This is a genomic window from Microcoleus sp. B9-D4 (genome assembly GCF_036705105.1).
Classification (GTDB): Bacteria; Cyanobacteriota; Cyanobacteriia; order Cyanobacteriales; family Microcoleaceae; genus Microcoleus.
This window is the reverse complement of the sequence record NZ_JAUBTS010000058.1, coordinates 25,228-49,110: the sequence shown is the minus strand read 5'-3', so window position 1 is coordinate 49,110 and position 23,883 is coordinate 25,228. Positions and strand designations below refer to the sequence as shown.

At 45.0% G+C, this 23,883-nt stretch carries 22 protein-coding genes; 8 read left to right on the top strand and 14 right to left on the bottom strand.

Going from position 1 to position 23,883, the window contains the following annotated elements; all coding sequences use genetic code 11:
• Positions 1–70: 70 nt before the first annotated feature.
• Complete coding sequence (locus QUB24_RS26175) at positions 71–556, bottom strand: ISAs1 family transposase (RefSeq protein ID WP_333156538.1); 486 nt, start codon at positions 554–556, stop codon at positions 71–73.
• 84 nt (positions 557–640) lie between these two features.
• Positions 641–922 (bottom strand): transposase family protein, encoded by a 282-nt coding sequence (locus QUB24_RS26170; protein ID WP_333156539.1) that lies wholly within the window; start codon positions 920–922, stop codon positions 641–643.
• Between the two features lie 993 nt (positions 923–1,915).
• On the opposite strand from QUB24_RS26170, the gene QUB24_RS26165 reads away from it, so the two are divergent.
• Entirely contained in the window at positions 1,916–3,037 is a 1,122-nt protein-coding gene (locus QUB24_RS26165; protein WP_333156537.1) for an EAL domain-containing protein, read from the top strand.
• A 341-nt stretch (positions 3,038–3,378) separates the two neighbouring features.
• On the opposite strand, the gene QUB24_RS26160 is transcribed toward QUB24_RS26165, so the two are convergent.
• The 3 genes from QUB24_RS26160 to QUB24_RS26150 all read right to left on the bottom strand — a co-directional run bounded on the left by QUB24_RS26160 (position 3,379) and on the right by QUB24_RS26150 (position 5,396).
• On the bottom strand, positions 3,379–4,254 hold the full coding sequence (locus QUB24_RS26160) for an SDR family oxidoreductase (RefSeq protein WP_333156536.1): 876 nt from the start codon (positions 4,252–4,254) through the stop codon (positions 3,379–3,381).
• Between the two features lie 171 nt (positions 4,255–4,425).
• Positions 4,426–5,211 (bottom strand): exodeoxyribonuclease III, encoded by a 786-nt coding sequence (gene xth, locus QUB24_RS26155; protein ID WP_333156535.1) that lies wholly within the window; start codon positions 5,209–5,211, stop codon positions 4,426–4,428.
• Positions 5,208–5,396 (bottom strand): hypothetical protein, encoded by a 189-nt coding sequence (locus tag QUB24_RS26150; RefSeq protein WP_333156534.1) that lies wholly within the window; start codon positions 5,394–5,396, stop codon positions 5,208–5,210. The genes xth and QUB24_RS26150 overlap by 4 nt, the downstream gene beginning before the upstream one ends.
• A 298-nt stretch (positions 5,397–5,694) precedes the next feature.
• Here QUB24_RS26150 and QUB24_RS26145 point away from each other — a divergent pair, with 298 nt between their 5' ends.
• From QUB24_RS26145 to QUB24_RS26130, 4 genes are all read left to right on the top strand, one after another.
• Entirely contained in the window at positions 5,695–7,449 is a 1,755-nt protein-coding gene (locus tag QUB24_RS26145; protein WP_333156533.1) for a hypothetical protein, read from the top strand.
• 52 nt (positions 7,450–7,501) lie between these two features.
• Complete coding sequence (locus QUB24_RS26140) at positions 7,502–10,021, top strand: GTPase (protein ID WP_333156532.1); 2,520 nt, start codon at positions 7,502–7,504, stop codon at positions 10,019–10,021.
• Positions 10,022–10,027: 6 nt separating this feature from the next.
• Positions 10,028–11,782 (top strand): GTPase, encoded by a 1,755-nt coding sequence (locus QUB24_RS26135; protein WP_333156531.1) that lies wholly within the window; start codon positions 10,028–10,030, stop codon positions 11,780–11,782.
• Positions 11,783–12,043: 261 nt separating this feature from the next.
• Positions 12,044–12,967, top strand: coding sequence for a fused MFS/spermidine synthase (locus tag QUB24_RS26130; RefSeq protein ID WP_333156530.1), 924 nt, complete (start codon positions 12,044–12,046; stop codon positions 12,965–12,967).
• A gap of 308 nt (positions 12,968–13,275) precedes the next feature.
• On the opposite strand, the gene QUB24_RS26125 is transcribed toward QUB24_RS26130, so the two are convergent.
• The 4 genes from QUB24_RS26125 to QUB24_RS26110 form a co-directional block, all read right to left on the bottom strand.
• Positions 13,276–13,428, bottom strand: a complete 153-nt coding sequence (locus QUB24_RS26125) for a hypothetical protein (RefSeq protein WP_333156529.1) — start codon at positions 13,426–13,428, stop codon at positions 13,276–13,278.
• Positions 13,425–13,853: a heavy metal-responsive transcriptional regulator gene (locus QUB24_RS26120; RefSeq protein ID WP_333156528.1), complete on the bottom strand. Its 429-nt coding sequence runs from the start codon at positions 13,851–13,853 to the stop codon at positions 13,425–13,427. Before QUB24_RS26120 ends, QUB24_RS26125 begins: the two co-directional genes overlap by 4 nt.
• A gap of 103 nt (positions 13,854–13,956) precedes the next feature.
• A complete protein-coding gene (locus QUB24_RS26115) occupies positions 13,957–14,250 on the bottom strand; it encodes a hypothetical protein (RefSeq protein WP_006632298.1) in 294 nt (97 codons plus the stop codon).
• 354 nt (positions 14,251–14,604) lie between these two features.
• Positions 14,605–14,775 carry a hypothetical protein gene (locus QUB24_RS26110; protein ID WP_172186391.1) on the bottom strand — a complete coding sequence of 57 codons (171 nt, stop codon included), beginning with the start codon at positions 14,773–14,775 and terminating at the stop codon, positions 14,605–14,607.
• A gap of 167 nt (positions 14,776–14,942) precedes the next feature.
• On the opposite strand from QUB24_RS26110, the gene QUB24_RS26105 reads away from it, so the two are divergent.
• The 3 genes from QUB24_RS26105 (at position 14,943) to speA (ending at position 19,349) form a co-directional block, all read left to right on the top strand.
• The gene (locus QUB24_RS26105; RefSeq protein WP_333156527.1) at positions 14,943–15,533 is read left to right on the top strand and encodes a DUF3611 family protein; all 591 of its coding nucleotides are present in this window, start codon (positions 14,943–14,945) and stop codon (positions 15,531–15,533) included.
• A gap of 312 nt (positions 15,534–15,845) precedes the next feature.
• Positions 15,846–16,994, top strand: coding sequence for a helix-turn-helix domain-containing protein (locus QUB24_RS26100; RefSeq protein WP_333156526.1), 1,149 nt, complete (start codon positions 15,846–15,848; stop codon positions 16,992–16,994).
• Between the two features lie 345 nt (positions 16,995–17,339).
• The gene (speA, locus tag QUB24_RS26095) at positions 17,340–19,349 is read left to right on the top strand and encodes a biosynthetic arginine decarboxylase (RefSeq protein WP_333156525.1); all 2,010 of its coding nucleotides are present in this window, start codon (positions 17,340–17,342) and stop codon (positions 19,347–19,349) included.
• Between the two features lie 258 nt (positions 19,350–19,607).
• On the opposite strand, the gene QUB24_RS26090 is transcribed toward speA, so the two are convergent.
• From QUB24_RS26090 to QUB24_RS26070, 5 genes are all read right to left on the bottom strand, one after another.
• Complete coding sequence (locus QUB24_RS26090) at positions 19,608–20,771, bottom strand: NDP-sugar synthase (protein ID WP_333156524.1); 1,164 nt, start codon at positions 20,769–20,771, stop codon at positions 19,608–19,610.
• A gap of 317 nt (positions 20,772–21,088) precedes the next feature.
• On the bottom strand, positions 21,089–21,904 hold the full coding sequence (locus QUB24_RS26085) for a segregation/condensation protein A (protein WP_333156523.1): 816 nt from the start codon (positions 21,902–21,904) through the stop codon (positions 21,089–21,091).
• A gap of 80 nt (positions 21,905–21,984) precedes the next feature.
• On the bottom strand, positions 21,985–22,374 hold the full coding sequence (locus QUB24_RS26080; protein WP_333156522.1) for a LapA family protein: 390 nt from the start codon (positions 22,372–22,374) through the stop codon (positions 21,985–21,987).
• 365 nt (positions 22,375–22,739) lie between these two features.
• A complete protein-coding gene (locus tag QUB24_RS26075) occupies positions 22,740–23,564 on the bottom strand; it encodes a DUF3153 domain-containing protein (protein WP_333156521.1) in 825 nt (274 codons plus the stop codon).
• Positions 23,565–23,600: 36 nt separating this feature from the next.
• Positions 23,601–23,883: hypothetical protein (locus tag QUB24_RS26070; protein ID WP_333156520.1), on the bottom strand; the 283-nt coding region annotated here is incomplete at its 5' end.

Below are 23,883 nucleotides of genomic sequence, written 5' to 3'. Positions count from 1 at the left end.
ATCGCTTTAAATTTAGTTCCCGTACCCGCTCTTAACATTTCTTTACTTACTTTGGTTTTTTTATGCCGACCTACTTATCTTCTTTAAAGAATACATCCTTCACCCAATGTAACTGATTTTCTATAAGCCAATGCCCGCGAATTTTTGAGGCAAATATTTCGGCAGGTACTGATAAGCTGCTGATGTAATAGGCAAGGTGCTCATAATCTTTTTTACCACGAGTACCGCTTATTTCGACTTTAATTAAACTGGTAATTTTACTCCATTTTGATTTCTCAAAACTCTGGGATACCATAGGGGGAATATCAAAGACAGATACCTTTCTCACTATGTTACGACCATGACTAATATCTACCGATTGGGATTGACTTTTGGGTGTTTCATTTGCCGTAATTTTTACTGCGTGTTTCAACAAGTTTTTTTGATTGCCTTTAAGGGCGATAATATAATCATTTTGAGACTGATTAATTAGAGTAATTGTCTCTTTTTGACAGTGCAAAGCGTCTAAAGTAAATACTTGCCCGCTTAGAGGATAATTCCTTACTAGCTCTTGCACCTGTCCAATTTATGAAGTTTTTTTGTACTGAAAATTTTGTAGTTTGAGAACCTAACCACTTGTCTGACTAAATAAAGACACAATTTACACAAAGTTTTGAGAACTATTGTCGGAGTTCTTGCAAGTGGTTCTGAGAGATTTACCATCAATTGATACCCAATCAGTCAAGTCGTTTGGAGTGGCAAACTGGCTAGCCCATTGATTAAATGATTCTACTAAATCCGAGGTATTCACAAGCATCATTGCCCGTCTAATAGTAGAATAAGATGGTATTCGATACCTGGTGAGATGAAAAGTTTTAACTATCAGTTTTTGGTTAGACTTACCAAAGGTTTCTATATCTCTATATCCTAAATAACCGAACATTAGTCCCAAAACAACCTATAGTAATATCAGCCATAAGGGATGTCTTTTTCCTGACATTTTTCGTGGGTCATTGACTTTTTTCAGAAATGGGATTAGAGTCAGCATATATATTTCTTGTTCAGCGATCGTTGAAAATCTTATCAGATAGCGCGATCGCTTTTACTTTTGCAGATCGGATCCGAGAATGAAACAGCCCTGCCCTTAGCCTTACTGTCCTTCTTTAGTCCTACCCCTTTGGGGCATTCTTTCTGTGCTTGCTTGAAGTAGTCCAAAATCCGCTCATACCCAATAAGGTAGTCAGCGGATGTGCTGAGGGTGACTGAATTAGATTTTTCGCTCATCTTTCGCTCAATTCTCCATAGTGCTGAGTCGCCTACTGTGTAAAGAATACAGCAGCCTGCTCAGTTTTCGCTCAGACGCAAAACAGGTTGTCTAGATTGAGCGAAAAAATGGGCTAGGATGGCGGAAAGTGGTAGAATAGTTCCGAGAGCTTAATTCAAATCCTGTCATCCCGATTATAAAATTAAATTGGATATGCCCCAGCCAGTGAGTGTGTTTTGGGCGATCGTCTGGCTGTGTAGATTTGTGGTACGCATAAATTAGTCGATCGGGCGATTCCCTACGGGATAGCGGTGCTTCACGGGCGTGTTAATTTGCCTTTGGTAAAAAATAAACTCTAGCGACTGTTTTGGCAGACGGAATTATAGAATAAAACGTAAACAATCAGAGCAGCAGTAGAGACTAGAGAACAAGTCTTTGCCTTCTCCCTCTGTGATGATTTGGGACTGTGTTTAATCACAGGTACTTGCTCAATGCTGAGAACTTTGACCAAGGTTTAAAACCGGAGGCAAGTATAAATACTGCAATAATTCTTAAATACAAGTTCATTAAGATTTACATCTTGAGATATATGAATTAATAGCTGAATGAGCTTATAATAAAAGCTAATTCTTAGCGGGTCTAAAATTAACCCGAAAACCGGAGGATATTCCAATGCAAATAAGTGGCAAAGCCTTCGGCTCATGCTCTCGCTGCGAAACAGTACCCGAAAAAATAGAGGGCAGGGGAGGTCTGTACCTGTGGTTTCCAGTATCGCACACGCTGACCAAGGTTATTTCGGCACTGGCTAAGGCTAAACTTGAATTCAAGCTTTTAGAAGAGAGCAAGTGTTTGTACATTATGCTTGAGGGAATAGCCAAAGAAAAGTTTAACGCCCTAGCATCATCGGTGCTGACAAATCAAGAGTTGAAAGAGACAAAAGTTTTGTGGATGTCCGAAGTTGAACAGCCAAAACTTAGCGATTTTTATCGCAGCACTTCCTTAGACAGTTTTATTAATTTGAGTAACTCTGATTGGCTGTTAGATTTATTGTCCGAAGAACGAATTACTACACATTTTCAGCCCATTGTTTATACCTCAGATACTTCTAAAATTTTTGCCCACGAAGCGCTACTCCGAGGAATTGACGAGCAAGGAAACTTAATTTATCCGGGTCGGATTTTTGCCCAAGCTGAATCAGCAGGTCTAATTTTTCAACTAGATGTTTTAGCCCGGACTCGCGCTATCCGCGAAGCCCATGTGTACAATATCAAAGAACTACTTTTTATTAATTTTTCTCCGACTTCAGTTTACGATCCCGCTACGTGCCTGCGAAGAACAGTACAGGCTATCGATGAAGCGGGAATTCCTCACAGCAATATTGTTTTTGAAGTAGCGGAATCTCAGCACCCTCCTGATCTCGATCACTTGATTAATATTCTGAGGTTTTACCGAGAGGCGGGATTTTTAATTGCCCTGGACGATTTCGGCAGCGGTTCTTCTAATTTAAATTTGATGCACCAATTGCGTCCAGATTTTATTAAGTTGGATATGCAATTGATTCGCAACGTCGATCAAGATTATTATAAGGCCCTAATTACGGAAAAGATGTTAGAAATTGCCGCTCAATTAGAAATTAAAACTGTTGCTGAAGGTGTGGAAACTTTGGAGGAGTTTGAGTGGGTGCGGGAACGGGGAGCAACTTTTGTGCAAGGTTATTTGATTGCTAAGCCGACTTCTCCGCCGATCGCAGTTACCAGCTATATTGGTGCTGAACCAGTACCTATTTCTGCGTGAACTAACCCGACTGTCAACGGATTACCGTTAGACCGCAGGCTTGCTCGTTCCCCGGCTCTGCCTGGGAACGCATATCGGGAGGCTCTGCCTCCATTAAAATAAGACAACTATTTGGAGGCCGAGCCTCCGGATTTTCATTACCAGGCAGAGCCTGGTAACGAGAAGAAATGGTTTTCAGTTGCGATTTGACGCTACATTTGCTCGTTTTGCTCGTTCCCCGGCTCTGCCTGGGAACGCATATCGGGAGGCTCTGCCTCCATTAAAATGAGACAAAAATTTGGAGGCAGAGCCTCCGAATCTTCATTACCAGGCAGAGCCTGGTAACGAGAATTACTAACACTTTAAACGCTCAAATTGCGCCGCAGAAAGCTTTCTAAAGATTCCATTCTCATGCCGTAGATTGATTCCAAGTTTTGCACTTCTTCGGGAGTGCAGAAATACTCATTACCCAGCAATACCCGCAAAGTTCCTAAGTCTTTTTGAGCTTGAGGATTCAATAAACCCAACGCATTTCTCACACCGTCAAACACAACCAGCGGCGGGTTGATTACCATCGGTTCGCGCTTGAATAAGCGTGCAAAAATGCGGGGAATATCGTCTCTTGTCAGCACATCCGGGCCACCGACTCGCAGAATTTGGTTGCGGGCGCCTTCGACTGTGGGCGAGTCTGCTGCAATCTTTGCTAAGTCGTCGGTACTGACAACAGATGTGCGGTTTTTGCCGTCGCCAATCAGCAGGTAAAGTCCGGTTTCTCGAAATCTTTCTGCTAGGGGTAGCAAGCTGGAAGCAAAACCTGCAGGCCGCAAGATTGTATAATTCAAGCCGCTGTTTTGCAGGTATTTTTCAACTTCTCGCTTGGCTTTGAATACTGCGGAATCTTCGTATCCTCGATCGACTCCCAGTACCGAAACAAAGACAAAGTGCTGCACTCCGGCTTCTTTGGCGCAGTCGATCAATTCTATGTTAGCGCGGTAGTGTACTGCTTGAACGTCGCCGCCGGTGCCGTGGCTGCTGATGATGTACTGCACTCCTTGGCAGGCTTTTTTAATATCTTTGTCTTGTTTTAAGTCGCCGATAAAAATCTCGGCGCCTCGGTTTTCTAGTTCAGAGTAGCGAGATGCGAGGCGAACGAATGCGCGGACAGGCTTTTCTTGCTGTCTGATTTCTCGTACAATTCGGCGGCCTAGTGCGCCTGTTGCTCCGGTTACTAAGAACATAATTTTTGGTTGTTGGTTGTTACTTACATCTTGCACTTTTCTCAAGAACAGGTAAGATGCCTGTACCACAAAGAGTTAATTTTATTGTGGTGTGGGCATCCTGCCCGCCCATCCCAGGCTTATTGAGAATGGGGCAAGATGTCAATTGTTATTAACCTTATAACTTATAAATCAAATTTCGACAATTACGGGGGCGTGGTCGCTGGGTTTGATTAATTTTCTAGGAGCAATGTCTATTGTACAGTTTTTTGCTTGTTCGTACAGGGGAAAGCTGAGATAATGGTGGTCTATTCTCCAGCCGTTGTTGCGGGGAAATGCGGCGGCGCGGTAGTCCCACCAGCTATAATGGCCGCCTTCTGATGTGAATTTGCGAAAGGGGTCGTTTAATCCTAATTCTATGATTTCTGTTAGTGCGAGGCGCTCGGCGACAGACAAGCCGACGGAGTTAGCATTGGCTTTGGGATTGTGGATATCTCGATCGTCCGGGACGATGTTGAAGTCGCCGCAAATGCACAAGTTGGGGGATTTATCTAGTGCTATTTTGAGGTATTCTTGCAGCAGTTTGAGCCACTTTAGCTTGTACTCATATTTCTCGCTGCCAACTTCGGAACCGTTGGGAACGTATACGCAAATAATGCAAATATCGTCTATAACCCCGGCTATTAGGCGTTTTTGTTCGTCAAAAATACCTGTGGTTTCGTCGCCGAGAAGGGGGGCAAATCCGATGCTGATTTGCGTTAGGGGCGATCGGCTAAAAATGGCGACACCGTTGTAGGATTTTTGACCGGAAATGTAGCAGTTGTAGCCGAGGTTGGTGAAGGGTTCTAGGGGGAAGTCTTTGTCTGTAACTTTGGTTTCTTGGAGGCAGAGAACGTCTGGGGAGTTTGTTTGCAACCAGCTAGTAACGTGTTCTATGCGGGTGCGGATTGAGTTGACGTTCCAGGTGGCGATTTTCATTTTTTGTTGGTTATATACTCTCTGATTACTGGCGCGATCGTAAAGTTCGATCGCCCGTTTTGTTGTACTGTTTCAACTAATGACCGTCGTCCTAAAGATTGCATGACATTTAATAGTTCTGCCCTTGATAGTTGCAGGTTTTCTGGTATTTTTGAGATGTCTGCTGGTTCGATCGTGCTTGCCAAGAGATAACTTGTTGTTCGGATGCGGTTAGGCGATCGCACTGCGGGTGCAGGAGTGATTCTAAGTCACCTAAAAATAGGGTATCATAGGAGACGAATTCGGAAACGCTGTGGCCGAATAAGTCTTGAATCTATGACTTTTTTGATAGCAACCAGCTAAATGTGACTTTTTATGGTTTAGCTGGGATGCAAAAAACTACTAAATAGGACTTTATCTGGCTTGACAACCTCTAGTATTTGGACAATACTTTATACTTAGACAGTAAAAGGTTATGCTAAGCGCTAGTTGTATCTACCTGTTATGACACAACCGAATATTTTGGAACTCGCGAAGCAGGGAGATGCAAAGGCGATCGCGCTTCTGCTGAACCGCCAGCTACAAGCCAAGGGCATCACCGCCGCAGCTTCCCTTAAGGATGGTTGTTTACAGGTGATGCTGGAATCGGCAGAAGCGCCTAGTCAGCAAGTCTTGGCCCCGTGGGTGAGTAAGTCGATCGCTGGTTTGGGGGCTGCATCAATTGAGAAAGTCAAGGTTTACGGGCGACAGACGGGCGCAAAGGTGCCGGCGTGGAGTCAAGAGTTTGAAGTGGCGGGGCCAAATTTGCCTGTTGCAAATGTCACAGAGGGGCGGGCAAGTTCTAGTGATAATACGGAGTCAAATCAGCTTAGTTTGAAGGAACGGGCTAAGCTGGGGGATGTGGAGGCGATCGCCAGTCTGTTAAATCTTCCGTTACAGAATAAGGGGATTAGTGCGACTGCGAGTTTGCAAGATGGTTGTTTACAGGTGATGCTGGAGGGCGATCGGGTTCCTGATGAGGAGGCTTCTATCAGGATTGTCCGCAGGGAGTTGACGAATTTGAAGGCGGGGGCGATCGCTTCTGTGAAGGTTTACGGGCAGCAGGTGGGTGAGGATTTCCCGGCTTGGAATCGAGAGTTTGAGATAGCGACGGAGGTTGATTCTCTAGAAGGCAAAATAGAAGTCATAGCCTCTCAATCAGCTTTGTCTAAACCAAGCATTAGAAAAAAATCTTTACCTAAAGTTTCCAAAACTATCCCCTTATATCAGGCAAACCCTCAAAACCAAAATCTCTTCCTTAAAGTAGGGGTAGCAGTCGGTGTATTATTGATTGTCGGTTCAGGGATATCTATAGTATTCTTTAGATTTAAACAAGAGCAGACCATTAATAAAGCGAAAATATTGATAGTTCAAGCAATGGAATCGGAGAGAGGTTCTAGTATAGAGATACTAACAAAATCTGAACAACAATTGCAGGAAGCGATTGTTTTATTAACAACAATTAATGATTTTCCTGGTTCTGTTTACCCAAAAGCTCAATCTGAACTAGCTACAACTCGGACTCGTTTGCAGGTTGTACAGGCGATTGCTAAAGCTCAAGCATTAATAGTGAAATCCGAAAATAGTGAAGGTGCTTCTGATATTAATGTGCTGAAAAATTCAGAAAAAAACTTGCAAGAAGCATTAGCAATTTTGGGGAGACTCACAAATGTGGATGGTTCTCTGTCCCCTCAAATCCAATCTGAACTAGATATAACTAGGAATGTTTTGGAAAAAGTTACTAAGAAAATCAAAGAAGTTGAGGAAATTCAGACAGCAGAGAAAACGCTTATCGATCAATTCTCTGGAGTTCAGTCTCGGTTAGATGTGGGGATGAATTACCGAGACTATAGCGAGCAACTGAGAGAATTAAAAGTCTCCATAGATAAATTTGCACGGCTGGCTGGCAGCAACAGTTCTCCTGTTTATGCTAAATTGGTAGAAGCATTTAAGCACTATGATTTTGCCCTTGATGTCTGGCAATACTATATAGAGTCTGATGAAAAATACAATTTATTTCCTGCAACTTCGACAACTGGAACGGTGCTAGTTGAAGAATATCAAGTTCCAACAGACGATATTTTGGGTACTCCTTACATTTCTTTAAATAGGGCTCTTTCTAAAATTTGGAGTCGAGCCGACAGCCAAATTAAAGAAGCTCAACAGCCGGAAAAATCAAAGCCAAAGGAGGTAACAAAAGAGACTCAACAACAAATCTGAGACTGTATTATTTCCTTAATCAGTGACCAATGCAAATATTGAATAAGTTAAGATGTCTGACCAAAGCTCAAGAACTACCGAACACCTAGACTACCCATTCCTATTAGTCACACACATGGTCTGTGCGGATCAGCAGATTCATAGTGAAGAGTCGAAAGCACTACGCGGACTAGCAACGCAGATCAGCGCTTCTCAACGCACTCTCGCTGAGATGGAAAAAATTCTTGCTCAAGAGGAAAACCAGCTTTCTGTAGAGGATTTAGCTCAGAAAGTGTCGCCCGGTGAGCAAAGTGAGGCCATGTCGCAAATGTTGGCGATCGCCTATGTTGACGGTTTCTGCTCAGCATTAGAGCGTCAGATGGCCGAACAAGTAGCACGGATTTGGAACTGGCCACCGGGAGAAGTACAGCGACAGTTGGCAGAAGTTGGAGCCTTCACTGATACCCGATTCATAGGCGAACACAACCAACAACAGAAAGTCTCTTTCGGTGCGCGTTTCCTTAAAGGGGCTGATTCTCTCCTTTCACGGGCATTGGTGGATAATGTAGCAAAGCTCACTGGGAGTGAGCAAAAAGTTGAACAAATACGACGGGAAATCCTGTTAACTGGGCCAGAATATGATGAGGCGATTCGTCAGTGTGCAGTCATCGCGGATGAAGATTACAAATTTGCAGAATTGGCACTTAAAAGCACTTTATCAGCACTTAAAAAATTGGACAAAAATATTCAAGTTGCTATCGAAGACATCAAACATAAAACAGGTGGTAAAGGTCAAGCTACCACAGCTAAGGAAGTCGCCAAGCAACTTGAGGATACTAGAAATGATCTAAGTGCCGAAATTATCAAAGAAATTGAGAGTGTACGGGAGTCACTTCGTGCCAAGGAACGCGCTCTCAATCATTTCAGCATCACCTTTATGGGCAGAACTAAGGCAGGAAAAAGCACTCTTCACGCCATCGTTACAGATGATGGGTGGGATGCGATCGGTGTAGGCAAGCAACGCACAACTCGGTTTAATCGGGTGTACGAGTGGAAGAATATCCGCATCATTGATACTCCTGGGATTGGCGCTTCCGGTGGTCAAAGTGATGAAGAAATTGCTAAAAGTATTATCGACGAGTCAGATGTGATTTGTTATGTGGTGACAAATGACAGTATCCAAGAGAGTGAGTTTGGTTTCTTGCGGCTATTAAAGGTAAAAGCCAAGCCATTAATTATTTTACTGAATGTCAAGAACAACCTGCGCGATCCTCGACGGTTGGAGCATTTCTTACAGAACCCTGATAAACTGTTTGAAATGGATGGTCAAAGCGGTATTGGTGGGCACATTCAACGTATCCGCCGGTACGCTAAACAGCATTATGCTAATGACTACTTCGATATTATTCCTGTGATGTTGCTGGCGGCGCAGCTTTCCCGCGAACCAGAACACGTCAAGAAGAAACAGGAGCTTTTTAAGGCAAGTCGGATGCAGAAATTTCTGGAGTCAATCCGTGTATCTCTGGTTAATCATGGGGCAATTCGTCGCTCTCAAACTCTGCTTGGTTCTACCGTAGGTGCAATTGATCATCCTAATAAATGGGTGAATCAACAAGCTTTAGTCTATGAAAAATTGACAGGAACTCTGAAAAATAAGCGCGAGGGAATCCAAAAAGACCTCCGAAAAGCAGCTAAGGACGCTAAAGACTCTTTAGTTCAACAAATTGATAGTATTTTTCAAGATACTATCAATGCTATACCATCCTTTGCAGAAGATCATTGGAACTCTAAAGAAATTGCGATAAAGGTGGGATGGCAACAAAAATTAAAAGCACTTCGATTTGAAGAACGCTTAAAAATAGCTTATCAAGAGGCGAGCAAAAATTTTAATAAGGAAGTTCAGGAAGCTCTGGAGGAAATAGGAAATGAATTACAGCTAATATCTCAGCTTAGCAGCAGCGATTTCAGCTTTACTGAGCAGGATTCAAACAATTTGCGAGATTTTGTGCGAATTGGTAGCAGTCTGCTCTTGATAGCTTCTGCTATTATAACGTTCTTCGCCCCTCCTATTGGTCTCGCTATCGGCATCGTAAGTGCTGTGGTTAGCGGGATTGTTGGAATGTTTAAATCCCAAGATGAAAAGCGACGCGAAGCTGTTATAAATATATCTACTTCATTGGAAAGTCAGCTCAACACTCATCGGCAAAGAACTCTACAGCAGGCTAAGGGGGACTTTGGCAAGTATTCTGATTCTGTAACCAGGAATATCAACATCTATTTTGAAGAATTGATTGCAGGGCTAGAGGCGATCGCCACTGAGCTTGAAAAAGCAAAAAACAGGTTATCAGGTACAGCAAATTATCTAAATCGTGCTTATGCTAAGCGAATTATTGACTGGTGTGTTGAAGAAAATGAAACTCTCACAGATGAGCGGATCAACGAAACCATTGCCAAAGTTCAGCGAGATTTCGGGCGTAGTAAAATGAAAATTGTTACCAAATCCCAAGTTCAGCTACTAAAATCCCTAGAGGATATTCAACACATCCTTCAAGAGGATATTTCCTTTAGCCTCAAATCTACTAAAAAGGACTAAACTATCATGACTCAGAACAACCCCAACTTTAAAGCGGCTGATGTCGGTGCTTATTTCAAGAAAACGCTAGTAAAATTTGACAATTTGCTGGCTCAGGGAAACACAGCCGAACTAACAGCGATTCGCCAAAAAGTGCGCGATGAGTTAAAAGAGTATCGAGAACAGGGAATTGTCGGCGTAGCTTTTGTGGGGCAGTACAGTGCAGGCAAATCAACTATTATCTCTGGCATGACAGGACGACGCGATATCCGTATTGATGCTGATATTGCTACTGATAAAACTACCAATTATGACTGGAACGGGATCAAGCTAATTGATACGCCTGGACTTTTTACAGACCGCCAAGATCACGATGAAACTACTTATGAAGCGATCAACAAATCAGACTTGCTGGTTTTCTGCCTCACCTATATGCTCTTTGACTCACTGACAGCAGAGAATTTCAAGAAATTAGCCTATGAAAAAGGCTATCGCTGGAAAATGATGCTGGTTATTAATAAAATGTCTGATGAAGCAGGAGAAGAAGAGCAAAAAATTGTCAACTACCGCCAAAGTCTTGCCGATGCACTGAAGCCTTACAGTCTTGATGAATTTCCTATCTGCTTTATCGATGCCAAAGACTACTGTGAAGGCATTGATTCTAACGATGATTTTCTGAGGGAAATCAGCCGATTTCCAACTTTTATTGAGGCGCTCAATCAGTTTATAGAGCGTCGTGGCTCTCTTGCTCGTTTTGATACACCAGTCCGAATTGCCCTTAGCTGTGTTGATGATGCTCAGTTGAGCTTTACTCGCAACTCTAGCGAAGATTCTACTTTTTTTGAAGTGCTAACACGGTTATCTCGCACCGTGCGTAAAGAGCGCGATCGCCTGCGAACCAAGGTTAAAAATATAGCCCTGGAGATGTCTTCAGGAGTTGCTAGCGAAGGTAACACTCTTGCCGCAGCAGTAGGTAGCGATCCGAACTTTGAAAGGCTTAATAAACAAACTGAACTCAACGTGCAGAAGCACTATGAGAAAGCAGAAACCAAACTGCAAGAAGCTGTTAATGTAGCAGTTGACGATATCCAGCAGGAAGTTGAAAAAGTTCTAGAAGGTGATCTAGTCAATAGTTTTGTTGCTTGCCTAGATAAAAATCAAAATATATCAGCCCAAAATCCTGGTTCTGGTATGGATGTGGAGCGACTTAAAGACCAAGTTAACTGGTTTAAAAAAATTGGTGAGACGGCCGGAGTGGAGCTGACTAATTTGGCAACGAGGGGTTTTGCACAGACCGCTGGACAAGGCTTTCTACGTTCTAGAGATGTAGTAGGAAGCGGTCTACATCAAGGTGTTGTGGCTGTGGGAAAATTTGTCGGCTTTAAGTTTAAGCCTTGGCAGGCGGTTGGTATGGCCAAAAACATCGGCAATGCTGCTAAATTCCTGGGGCCGGCTCTAGCACTTGTTTCAGTAGGAGTAGATATTTTACAAATGCAACAGGAACATCAGCGAGAAAGGCAAATGTCTGATGTCCGTCGTGATATTACCAGTCAGTTTCAATCAATAGCAAAAGACTTGGAAAATCAAATTGAAATACAGCTATTTGAATTTGAGCAACAGGTTTACGGAGAGATTGAGAAGAAAATTGCAGCCGCTCGTCAGGAGGGAGAGGAAGCGATTTCTGCTTCTAATACTTGGGTAAAACAACTGGCAGACATCCGTAAGGATTTTGATGTGATTATCCAGTCCATCACGAAGGCTACAGCTAATCCGAATACTTGAAGCTGAAAAAGCCCGATCGCCCTCATCTCCCAACTTGTCCCAAAGCGCGTGAAGCGCAGCTATCCCGTAGGGAATCGCCCCTACATGAATTATTCAAACTAACTCCGACACACTCAGCCGCCCTTCTACGGGTTCATACTCATCGTAACTGCTCACTGCAGCGCAGTTGCAGTGAGCAGTTACGCATATTTTGGGTTAAAGTTAAGATGCCTTTACCCTGAATCTAAAATCTAAAATCTAAAATCTAAAATCTAAAATCGTATGACTGATTATAAAGGCGATCGACAAACTAGCAATTTAGTACCTATTCACCAACAAATCAATTGGCTTCAGAAACAGCCAGACGGCATCCTATTTCAACAAAACTCCGGCCCCAACTGCATCGCCGTAAAAAAAATAAACTCAGTCCTCTTACTTGTTTTAGCAGACAGAGAAACCTTAATCACAAATGTAGCTCAATCAATCCTAGACCTCAACAATCCACTAAATTTAATCTTTCCCTATTCCAGAGCCGTGCTGCTAGCATTAGTCTGGAAAACTCACCCCAAAAAAATCTATGTAATCGGATTTGGTGGCGGCAGCCTCCCCAGATTTTTTCACCATTATTTCGCTAACGCGATAGTCGAATGTACAGATATTGACCAAAAAGTAGTCGAAGTAGCTCAAAAATTTTTTGGCATTCAATTCGACGACAGACTCAAAGTAGCCATTCAAGACGGGCGCGAATATCTAGCCCAACAAGATTCCACAGTAACAAACGATATAATTATCGTGGATGCTGGTTTTGGCAGCGGCTATATGCCCTATAAATTGGTGACACAAGAATTTTACCAACTCTGCAAAACTCACTTGTCAAGCGCAGGTGTTCTAGTTGTCCACCTGTTCCACAAACAAGAGTTTAATGCGGTAGCGGTGAAAACAATTCAAACTGTATTCGCACAAGTTTATATATGCAATTTAGAAACCGGCAACAGCATTGTCATTGCGACTAATGCTCCCGATTTAGCTAAAAATGAAATTTTCTTTAAAGCCGAACTTATTCAAGATTTCCACAATTTAGGATTTTCCTTAATAGAAATGTCGCTCCAGCTAAAAAAAGTAGCCCAATTGCCGGAATGGGTGAAAATTTGGGAAACGCTGCCAATTTTTACAGATGCTGAAATACCCGCCGGATATTTTGACTGATAAATATACACAATTAGGGCTGTTAACGGCATCCGACAAAAAACTCTAATTGTTGGGTGCTTATGGGGGCACCATCGGGCTGTAGAGTCTTTAGGGGCGCACCATCGCTATGTCTGTAGCAAATCCCAATCAGTCAACAGTTGATACTACGAAACATCGCTCTAAAAAATACTTGACAGTGAAAATCTGGCGGTGTATTATAGAAGTAGTGCAAACAAGTAAAAATATGAGACTAAAAAGTTGGGAGTCTCCTCGCAGCGAGGGTAGAAACTCCAAAGGTAAAGGCGGCTCAGCCAGGGCTCGGCAACTCAAAAAGCAACAGCAAACTCTGCGAAAACAGTTAAAAGCTCAACACGATCGACCAAACGATCAACAAAACCACCAACCAAACCACCCACAAAACCATCAAGGGAAGGAAACCCATAATTCCTTCCCTTTTTTTGTATCTTTCCGCTGCTCAATCCCGCTGAATATTCGGACAAATCGTGCTAGTAATGCTCGCCTGAGAGGGTTCCTCTTGCCAGCAGTTGAGAATGCCTTGCAACTCCCCCTTCAAAGTTTCTAAGGCTGCAATTTGCACCGAAATTTCCTCTACCTTAGCCGTTAGATGCTGCTTCGCTTCAGAGCAAGGCAACTCTCCCCGATCGCGAACTTGTAAAATATCCTTAATTTCCTGAAGGCTCAAACCCAGAGCCTGAGAGCGTTTAATAAACGCCAACCTGTTGAATACGGTTTCGCCAAACAAGCGATAACCCGCAGGCGATCGCTTTACCGCAGGAGACAGCAAGCCCATCTCCTCATAGTAACGAACAGTTTTCACCGACAAACCACTACAGGCAGCTACAGAGCCAATTTTGTACAGTTTCTCGGCAACAGAAATATTCATAAACCAAGCATCCAAGATCGAAAGACTTTCTTGCCCTATCTTTTGGTGCCTCAGATCCAGGGAGTCGATCGGCACATCGCCCAGTCAGCATTGCCCAGTAATCTTAATAAGGAGGATTTTTTTTAGACACATTAAGCACAGGCAACTGAGGTCTAGAAGACTGAGGAGGAAGATAGTATTCGGGAGCTGGTGCGGGTTGTTCGGCTCCAGAGCGGTAAAATTGCCACCAACGGAGAGCCATCGCCACCCCAGCGGTGCCAAGCCCAAAAGCCAATAAAGAGCCACTCGCACCCATGCTGCCGATGGCGGCATCGACAACGCCCACTGTTACAACAAAACTGGTAATTGGCTCTTTACGGTAAGCTGACCTCAAAAGTCGCGTCCACGAAGCATTCATTTGGTTTTACTCTGTTCTATATTTATTTACAATCTCTAAAACTTAGAGTTGGCGGAACGATCGGGATTTCTAGCTCAAAGACTAGCTTCACCTAAATTAATCTTCTCGCCTGTGGGGAATTGTACGGGAGCGAGGCAAAATTGCCAAGCTTGTCAAATCAAAATTCCACCCCATATATACCTCCAAAAGCCAGCTATTGCATTCGGGAACAGAACTCTCTCGGCAGAGAAGTCGCTGGGCTTGTTTCTAATTAATATTTTAATCAATTCCCGAATTTGTCGCGGTCAGCAGAAGTCACACCCGCTGCCGGAAGAGTCAAGACAAAGTGTAAGGCTGACCGCGCCATTGCTAAAATTAGTTGAGACCTAACCAGGACAGCAAGCCCTGGCCTGTGACATACTCGATAATTAAAGTTAAAGAAAAACCGATCATGGCGGCTCGACCGTTAAGGCGTTCCGCGTAGCTGTTGAAGCCAAACTTTGGCTGTTCCAGTTTGGGAGTGACGGTGGGTTGTAGTTGTGTCATTGCTTTGGGTACCTGGCGATCGACGCTATTCAAATGTGAAATCCAATGTTAGTTACAAATCTTAAACATTGCTACTTCTATTATAAAGAGGGTTAACCGCCGTCAACCGTCCCCGAAGAGAAAAAACTGCTGCCAACTAATGCCAATTAATTATACCCACTCAAAATATGACTAATCAGTTAGATAACGATAAGCTTCCTGTCGCCGTACAGCGAGTAGCCTTTGCCCTTCGTACAACAGGCTGGGTTTGCTTCTGGGTACAGTTAGTGCTAGGGGTGGTAGCGGCGATCATTTTGCTCTTTGCCATCCCCTTTGCCCTCCCCAGGGCTACCGCCGGTGCGGGTTCAACCAGTGCCGGCACCGGCGGGGGCGTATTTTTTGCCATTTGCGGGCTAGCCGTACTCGCTTACAGCATATATCGCTCTTTCCGCTTCACCCGCTTGTCGAGAGAACTGCGATCGCCCGGTAACGCAGTCCGCCCCAAAAAAGCAGACACCATCAAAGAGGTGCGGCTGTCACTGATGAGCAACTTATCGGGAATGGTGCTGACGCTGATCGGCGCAGAAGCCATCAGCGGCACGCTTTTAGCCAAATCTCTAGCTCAGCCGCAAGCCTTGTTCGGTGCCGCAGTTGATGTGGGCCGATTTATTCAGCCTCTAGATATATTTGTGGTACTCGCCAATACTCACGCCACTGTTGCCCATTTTGTCGGGATTTTCGGGGCTCTTTGGTTGCTCGATCGCATCCACAAACAGTAGTTATTGGTGAGGGGCTAAGCTGTCGGACATTTAAATTGTATATTCAGGGCGGGCGGGACGCCCAACCCCTACTCCCCACAAGACTTTGATTTTTTTGACCTACAATTTAAAAGCCGCAACAGCTTACCAATGCCCAATGCCCTGTTTGGCCGATGCCCAATGCCCTGTTTGGCCGATGCCCTGTTTGGCCGATGCCCGATGCCCGATGCCCGATGCCCCACTCTCCCACTCTCCCCCAACCCACATCCGGAATCACTGCCAACCTGTCGAAGAACGTACTCAGATACCTTCTACGAAGACAACATGAATATCATGGCACTGAAACCCGAGGCTTATTTTGGGGTGACAGATCACCCAACTATTGAAATTTCTCAAGAAAGTTTTCGTTCTGTCCTAGGTCAAATAGAAGCTGAACTCGTCTGTAGCGACACCTATAGCCACGCTCTAGCTAGCTTGCAAACACTGTTGGGCGAAGCGGCTTCCGCTGCCGAAATTTTAATTAGAGCAGTTAGCAGAGAAGCCGTCAAGCTCGCATTCGATCGCTTTCCCAAACAAAACAAAATTGAACCGCAAGTAGCCCAAGAGAGTGTTACTGCTGTAAGTCCCGCCATTGAGACGGTGACAGAAATTCAAGAATTGGAGCCACCAGTAACTGCTCCTGTCTTCTATTGGCGCAGCGCTAGTGTGGAAGCGCCGCCCCAAACCGAGTCTGAAACTGAAAATTCCGATCGAGACACTAACACTTCTGAAGACAGCAAACAAGCGTCCCAAGACGAAATTAAAGTCGATTCGGCTCCACCTGCAACTGTCACCGTCCCCGGAAAATCCTTCCCAGGGTTCGGTTTTCCCAAGAAGCCAAAAAAACTCACCAAGGAAGAAGAAGCAGCTTTAGCCGTTCAACAGCGAGAAGAGTGCCTGCGGGAGTTGGGTAGAGAATTGCGTAAGGGACGGCAAGTTCGCTCCCTATCCCTGCAGCAACTCCACAGTCAAACTCTCGTGCCGCTGCACCACATCGAATCGATCGAAAATGGGGAAATCGACAAACTGCCCCAAGATATTTACGTGAGAGGTTTTATCCGCAGACTTGGCGACGCCTTGGGACTAGACGGTAGCGCTATGGCGAATGCTTTGCCCAAACCAGATCCGAGTCCAATTCCCAGTATGTATGTGTCTGTTTCCGATTCCGACTCAGGCGAAGGCTTTCAAATGAGTCCGGTGCATTTGTACATCGGCTACACCGCTTTGATGGCTGGGGCTGTAGGGGGTTTGGGTTGGCTGTCGCAGCAACCCGTGGTGCCAGGAGCACAGGCAGTACCTCAACCGCAGGTGACACCGCCAGCCTCAGTTGCACCGGCTCAGAAGACCCCAGAAAAAGCACCTCAACCGGGCTTGAAGAAGTCTAAGAGCGGGGGATTGATGATGGGGGCTGACATGGCGCCGCCGGAGGTGATTTTTGGTTAGTGTGTGTCGGGCGAGCGATCGTCCGATAACTCTCTTGGCGCAGGTGAACTCGGAAACTCGGTTTCCGAGTTCACCTGCATAGGGATACTTGCTTGAAGAAATAAGTCCCGCAAAGCAAATACGGTTGAGATTGTAGTTCAATCCGCGCTTTTCATCTATCTGTAGAGTCAATTCTAAAATCTAAAATCTAAAATCTAAAATCTAAAATCTAAAATCTAAAATCTAAAATCTAAAATCTAAAATCGCCAGCCCCTGTACCCAAAGTGATTTTTCAACTGCATCAGGAAACCCGATATCTGCGATAAACTATCTATTTGACCACTCCTAAAAGAGGTTTCCCATAAGATGAGTTCCCCAGCCACCGCTGCTTTCTCCGATCTCGATCCGCTATCGACTCACTCGCCAACAGTCACGAGTTTGGCGGCACCAGACAGTGCTTTGGTAACGGCAGCTCAACTGCCACAAGCATCTTGGACAATAGAAGATAGTGAGAAACTCTACCGAATTCAAGGTTGGGGCGAACCGTATTTTTCGATCAATGCAGCCGGTCACGTTACAGTGTCTCCCAAGGGCGATCGCGGCGGTTCCCTCGACTTGTGCGAACTGGTAGAATCCCTGAAACAGCGAAATTTGGCTTTGCCTCTGCTGATTCGATTTTCTGATATTTTGGAAGACCGGATCGAGCGCTTAAATTCGTGTTTTGCCAGAGCGATCGCTCGCTACAATTACAAAAATGTCTATCGCGGTGTCTTTCCCGTTAAATGCAACCAGCACCGACAATTAATAGAAGATTTGGTGCGTTTCGGTCAACCCCATCACTTCGGACTCGAAGCAGGCTCGAAACCGGAATTAATGATAGCTTTGGCGACCTTAAAAAACCCAGGCGCTTTATTAATTTGCAACGGTTACAAAGACCGCGAATACATCGAAACTGCTATTTTGGCGCAGAGGCTAGGGCAAACTTCCGTAATTGTGTTGGAGCAAATAGAGGAAGTAGAACTCGCAATCGCCGCCAGCAAAGCATTAGGAATTAAACCGATTTTGGGAGTGCGAGCAAAACTAACTACTACAGGCGTTGGCCGCTGGGGAGGTTCCACGGGCGATCGGGCAAAATTTGGCTTGACAATTCCTGAAATTATCCGTGCAGTCGGCGAACTAGAAAAAGCTGGAATGCTCGATTGTTTGCAGTTACTGCACTTCCACATCGGCTCCCAAATTTCCTCAATTAGCGTCATCAAAGACGCCATTCGAGAAGCCAGCCACATTTATGTAGAATTAGCTAAATTGGGAGCTAATATGAACTACTTGGACGTAGGCGGCGGACTCGGCGTTGACTACGACGGGTCTAAAACCAACTTCCACGCTTCCAAAAACTACAATATGCAAAACTACGCTAACGACGTAGTAGCGGGAGTGAAAGATGCCTGCGACGAGCGCAAAATCCCGGTTCCAATTATCATTAGCGAAAGCGGGCGGGCGATCGCTTCTCACCAATCAGTGTTAGTTTTTGACGTACTCGGTACTAGCGATGTCCCCAGAGAAGTACCCGAACCAGTAGATGAAAACGCGCACCAAATTCCGCGCAATCTCTACGAAATTTACCAATCTATCAGTCCCGAAAATTACCAAGAAGTTTATCACGATGCTATCCAATTCAAGGAAGAAGCAGTCAGTTTATTTAACTTAGGCTATTTGGGAATTGCGGAACGGGCGAAAACCGAACAGTTGTACTGGGCTTGCTGCGATAAAATACAGACGATCGCGCGGCAAAAAGAATATGTATCGGAGGACTTGGAAGACTTAGAAAAGGTGATGGCGTCCATTTATTACATCAACTTATCTGTTTTCCAGTCAGTACCAGACAGTTGGGCAATTAACCAATTGTTCCCAATTATGCCAATTAACCGACTCGACGAAGAACCAACTCAACGCGGTATTTTAGCCGATCTTACCTGCGACAGCGACGGCAAAATCGACCAATTCATCGATTTGCGAGATGTGAAGTCGGTTTTGGAACTGCATACTCTCAAACCTGGAGAACCTTACTATTTGGCGCTATTTTTGGGAGGTGCTTATCAAGAAATTATGGGCAACCTTCACAACTTATTCGGCGATGCTAATGCAGTTCACATTCAGCTAACACCTTCTGGCTATCATATCGAACACGTTGTGAAAGGAGACACGATGAAAGAAGTCCTCAGCTACGTACAGTACGATTCAGAAAATTTGGTTGAAAGCATCCGCCGTCAGACAGAAGCGGCTTTGCAGCAAAATAAAATTACTCTTTCCGAGGCCCAACTTTTGCTGCAAAATTACGAGCGGAGTCTCAGCCAATATACTTATCTTCAGTCTTAAAATGTAGGGTGTAACTGAGATGTTGCACCACTGTCAAGAAGCCTTTTATGAACAGGCAAGATGCCTGTTCCACAAACAGTAGATTTTCTTGTGCAACAGGCATCTTGCCTGTTCTTGAGAATGGTGGAAGAGGTGAGGTGCAACCTAAGCACATTACCAGAATTAAAAGCTGAGATCATAAACGTAAAAGTAGGGTGCGCTAGGCGCACCTTACCTTGAGCAATTAGCAATTAGCAATTAGCAATTAGCAATTAGCAATTATCCACCATTACCGAGAATTTCAGATATGGCGCGCCGCTCTTCTCCGTGTTGAGTCGGTAAAACTTGGCGAGCGTCAGTAATCAGCCAATCGAGAGCCGCCGCTTGCAAATCGATCGCAGCCCCGGTTTTATCAACGCAGTAGCGCCCGAACACCAGTTTGTCAACCAACCGCACCTCCGGGCCCAAACGGGAATACTCAAAAATCACGCTGTTTTCCACAGTGGCGCCACTGCAAAGCCAACAATTTGGGCCGATCATTGTCGGGCCGATAATTTTTGCTCCATCCTCAATGATCGTCATCCCGCCGATGTAAACAGGCCCAGTAATATCAACCTTATCCCAGTTGACAGCTACATTCAAACCAGCGTAAATGCCGGGGCGTACTTCAATTCCCGGAATCGAAACATTTTTAACTTGTCCCAGCAGCACGCTCTGAATTGCCCGCCAATAGTCAGGAACTTTGCCGATATCCACCCACTCAAAGTCCATGCTAATTCCGTAAAAAGGCGCGCCTTCTGCTACTAGCTTGGGAAATAACTGCGAACCGATATCGTATTCCTGGCCCGAAGGGATGTATTTGAATATTTCCGGTTCAAAAATATAAATACCAGTGTTAATGTCGGTACTCAGAGCTTCCTCTACAGAAGGTTTTTCTTGGAAATCTTTAATTTTGCCAGACTCGTCTGTTACCACCACTCCGTAACTGGGAACCTCCTCGCGGGGAACCGATTTCATAACAATAGTAGCGATCGCCCCTTTTTCCCGGTGCCACTTCACAGCAGCAGTCAAGTCCAAGTCAATCAAAGCGTCGCCGCACAGCACCACAAAAGTATCGTCAAAAAACGGCGAGAAGTCCTGAATTCGTTTCATGCCACCAGCCGAACCGAGAGCCTCTCCAATCAGTTCTCCTTCCTCAATTCGCCCTTCAAAAGAATAGGCAATTTGTACCCCAAACTTTTGACCGTCGCGAAAGTAGTTTTCAATCACGTCTGCCAGGTGGGAAACATTGACCATAATCTGGTCAAATCCGTGCTGGCGGAGCAATTCAACCAAAAACTCCATCACTGGCTTTTGCAGGATGGGAATCATCGGTTTGGGTATTGTCTGAGTAATGGGACGGACGCGAGTGCCTTTACCGGCCGCCAGAATCATCGCTTTCATTATTAACTTCCTCAACCCTCTGTTAACTGATATCAACTGAACAATTAGATGCTAGCGGTTGCGATCGTCAAATTGATCGATCACAGCAAAATCCTGACCTGTTTATAGGCGACATCGTACCAGGCTATCAATCATTTATTCGGAATTAACCTGGATTTAAGAAACCAGGTATCGGGAACCAGCAATAACTTCACACTCCCGCTCTCAGCATCCGGGGCTCAGCAACAGAATGCCATCGAGCGAGATTCTGCCTGGAATCTTAACCGACGCAGTGGCATAGTTATTAGTTTCCTCCGAGAACCTAATACCCTGCAAGCTCAAAGCGCGCGGATTTTGAGGTCTTGGTAAAACTCCTCTTGAAGCAACTCTACTTTAGACTGAGCCGATAGCAGCAACAACGCCCAAAAAATACCCACGCGGTCATGATTTGGCAAGTGAACTTCCCCAGTCGATACTGGGTGTTCTGGGTTGACAGGAGAGTGCAAATCGTTATGATGCCAGAGCTCTAGCAATTTGTCCAAGTCCAGCCAACCCTCGTCAATTTCCGCGCCCCGCTGAGCCAGAAACCGTTCGAGTTCACTAGCAGTTTCTACGAGATTTTCTTGGTGAGCTAGCTCAAAGATAGCCTGGGCAGCTGGCGATCGCATTTTTGAGGTAGGGCGGCGACGGGGGGTAACTGTCTGCTGCTCCATTGCTGCTTTCATTAGCTGCAACTGCTCAATCAGTTCTGGGAGAGTCACCGGGCGTTTTTGCGGTAGTTGAGCTACACCGCGACGGCGCAATTGCCGTTCTAAATGCTGCGGCAAGTGTCGCCCGCCTGAGTGTTCTACGTCTTCTACTGCGGGCTCGTCGGCGTCGGGATTCGCGGGGGGTTCGGAGAGGACGATACTTTCTGCTTTGAGCAACACCAGCATTGAAGCGTACAAAAACGCTTGGCCGGAGTGGGACAAATCGGAGAAATCCTTACTCTGATCTGCATCGGAGGCGTTCGTAAGCTTGCTCAGACATCGATCAAACACTTCAATTACCTTAACGTCCCAAGGATCAATTTCTCCCCGTTCGGCTAGGTCAATTAAAATTGCGATCCCCTCGGAAATCGTTTCTAAGCCATCTTGGTCTCGGGAAACGGCCATTCGATTTTAGATTTTAGATTTTAGATTTTAGATTTTAGATTTTAGATTTTGCCTCTGGGAAAACCAGAGAGCATATCAAGTTAATTGGCGGTCATTTCAGGATTAGTGCCCTCAATGGCTGCTATTTCTAAACTTATCGGTTCTGCACTTTCTAACAAAGGTTGTTTGCCTTCTACTTCGGCTTTATAGCGTTCAAGATTTTGTTCTAATTCCTGAATCCGCTGCTCTTTTTCGCGAACTTGGCGGAGTTGTTGGCGCGAGGCGAGGGTTCGCTGCATTCTCGACCACAGACTGAACAGCCACGCTAGTGTGGCTCCTAATCCGGTCGCTACAATTAGTTCTACGCACAGCGGAGCTTTAACTTGGACGCCTTCGATAACTTGAATGGCGACTGGCTGTGTATTTTCGATGCTGAATAATACTAGAGCCAAGCAAATCAGAAATATGAAGAAGAAATTTAGCGATCGCATTTTCTCTGTTCCTAATTCTCAATTCAGGTTAAGCAAATTATTTACCATTTGTCAACTGTTTTTTGGCAGATGTTCTCAGTTTTTTTTATAAAATCAAATCGGGTCAATTAACCATAATATCCGGGGAGGGGCGGGTTTATTGCAGCTCTGAGAGTTGATTGAAGAGATTGGTTAAGCCGCCCCTCTAGGACATATCCTGGGAGCATCTCACCTTTGCAGCCCTCCGCTAGAAATTGGAGTTTTGAGGCAGGAGGCAGGAGGCAGAAGGAAAGAGGAAGAAGGAAGGAGCCAGAAGGAAGGAGCCAGAAAAAGGAAGGAGCCAGAAGAAGTATTTTTACAAATATGAGATGCTCCCCATATCCTCTTTAGGTTTGACCGATGTTTTGCGGTTTCTTGCCGATTCCCAGCCCTGGCAATATTTGATATTTCAAAGCAATGCCCGCCGCCACAAATAAGGCAATAATCAGCGCCCCAATTCCTACGGGACTGGGAATCCAGAATATCGCCTCCAAATAGTTAACTTCTCCGGGTTTGAGCTTCCAAACTAACTGTTTTCCTTGCTGAGAGCCTTCGGGAACCAGCGCACCGGCGACTGTTTCAATACTTTCGGCGCCCCAAGGCGTGTTCAACCTAAAGTCTAGCTCCAAAAGTCCCCCCGGACTCAGCAGCAGACTGCCGTTAGAAGAAAGCAGTGAAAGAGAGCGCAAATCCAATTCCAAACTCAACCGATTTCGCAGCACCAATAATAAATTATTCTGCTTGACACTAAGGTGAGATTCAAACTTCGGCAAATCTGTTTCTAGCGGACTTGAAACCCGAGATTGTGTGGTTGGTGCGACGGGATTGTAAAATTGGTTGAACTTGTCTTGCAACTCTGAGCCATTATTGAAAGGAATCCTCACTAAAACTTCTGTGGGCGAAAGCCGTTTAGTTTTTCCGTCCAGCAACCTCACCCGGCTTTCTACGCTTTTCAACCATTCTGCAACAGTTTCGCTGCTGAAGCTCGTCAACCTTTCCCCCAGTTTAATGTGCTGCACGATTTCGCCGCGAGTTTGGCTCTCAAAGTTAACCCCGACATCGTAATGAACGCATCCAGTCACTAGAGTTAAAAGGCAAAAAACCAAAGGTAAAAGAAAGAAAAAGTGCTTTTTCTTCTTCCCAGTTCCATCCTTGACATTTTGCTCTTTCATTATATATTTTTCCCTGTTTTTACCTATTTGCATGAATTAGCAAAGCGTTGAATTGCCGACACTGTTTCTATGTTTGTTTAACTGGTTCCTAGGCTCTGCCTGGGAACCCATGTCCAGAGGCAAAGCCTCGCAAGCTTTCATCCAAATTCGAGGCAGAGCCTCATGATATGTATTACCAGGCAGAGCCTGGTAACGAGTAAAGCGTTGAATTGCCGACACTGTTTCTATGTTTGTTTCGCACGTTAACTGGTTCCTAGGCTCTGCCTGGGAACCCATGTCCAGAGGCAAAGCCTCGCAAGCTTTCATCCAAATTCGAGGC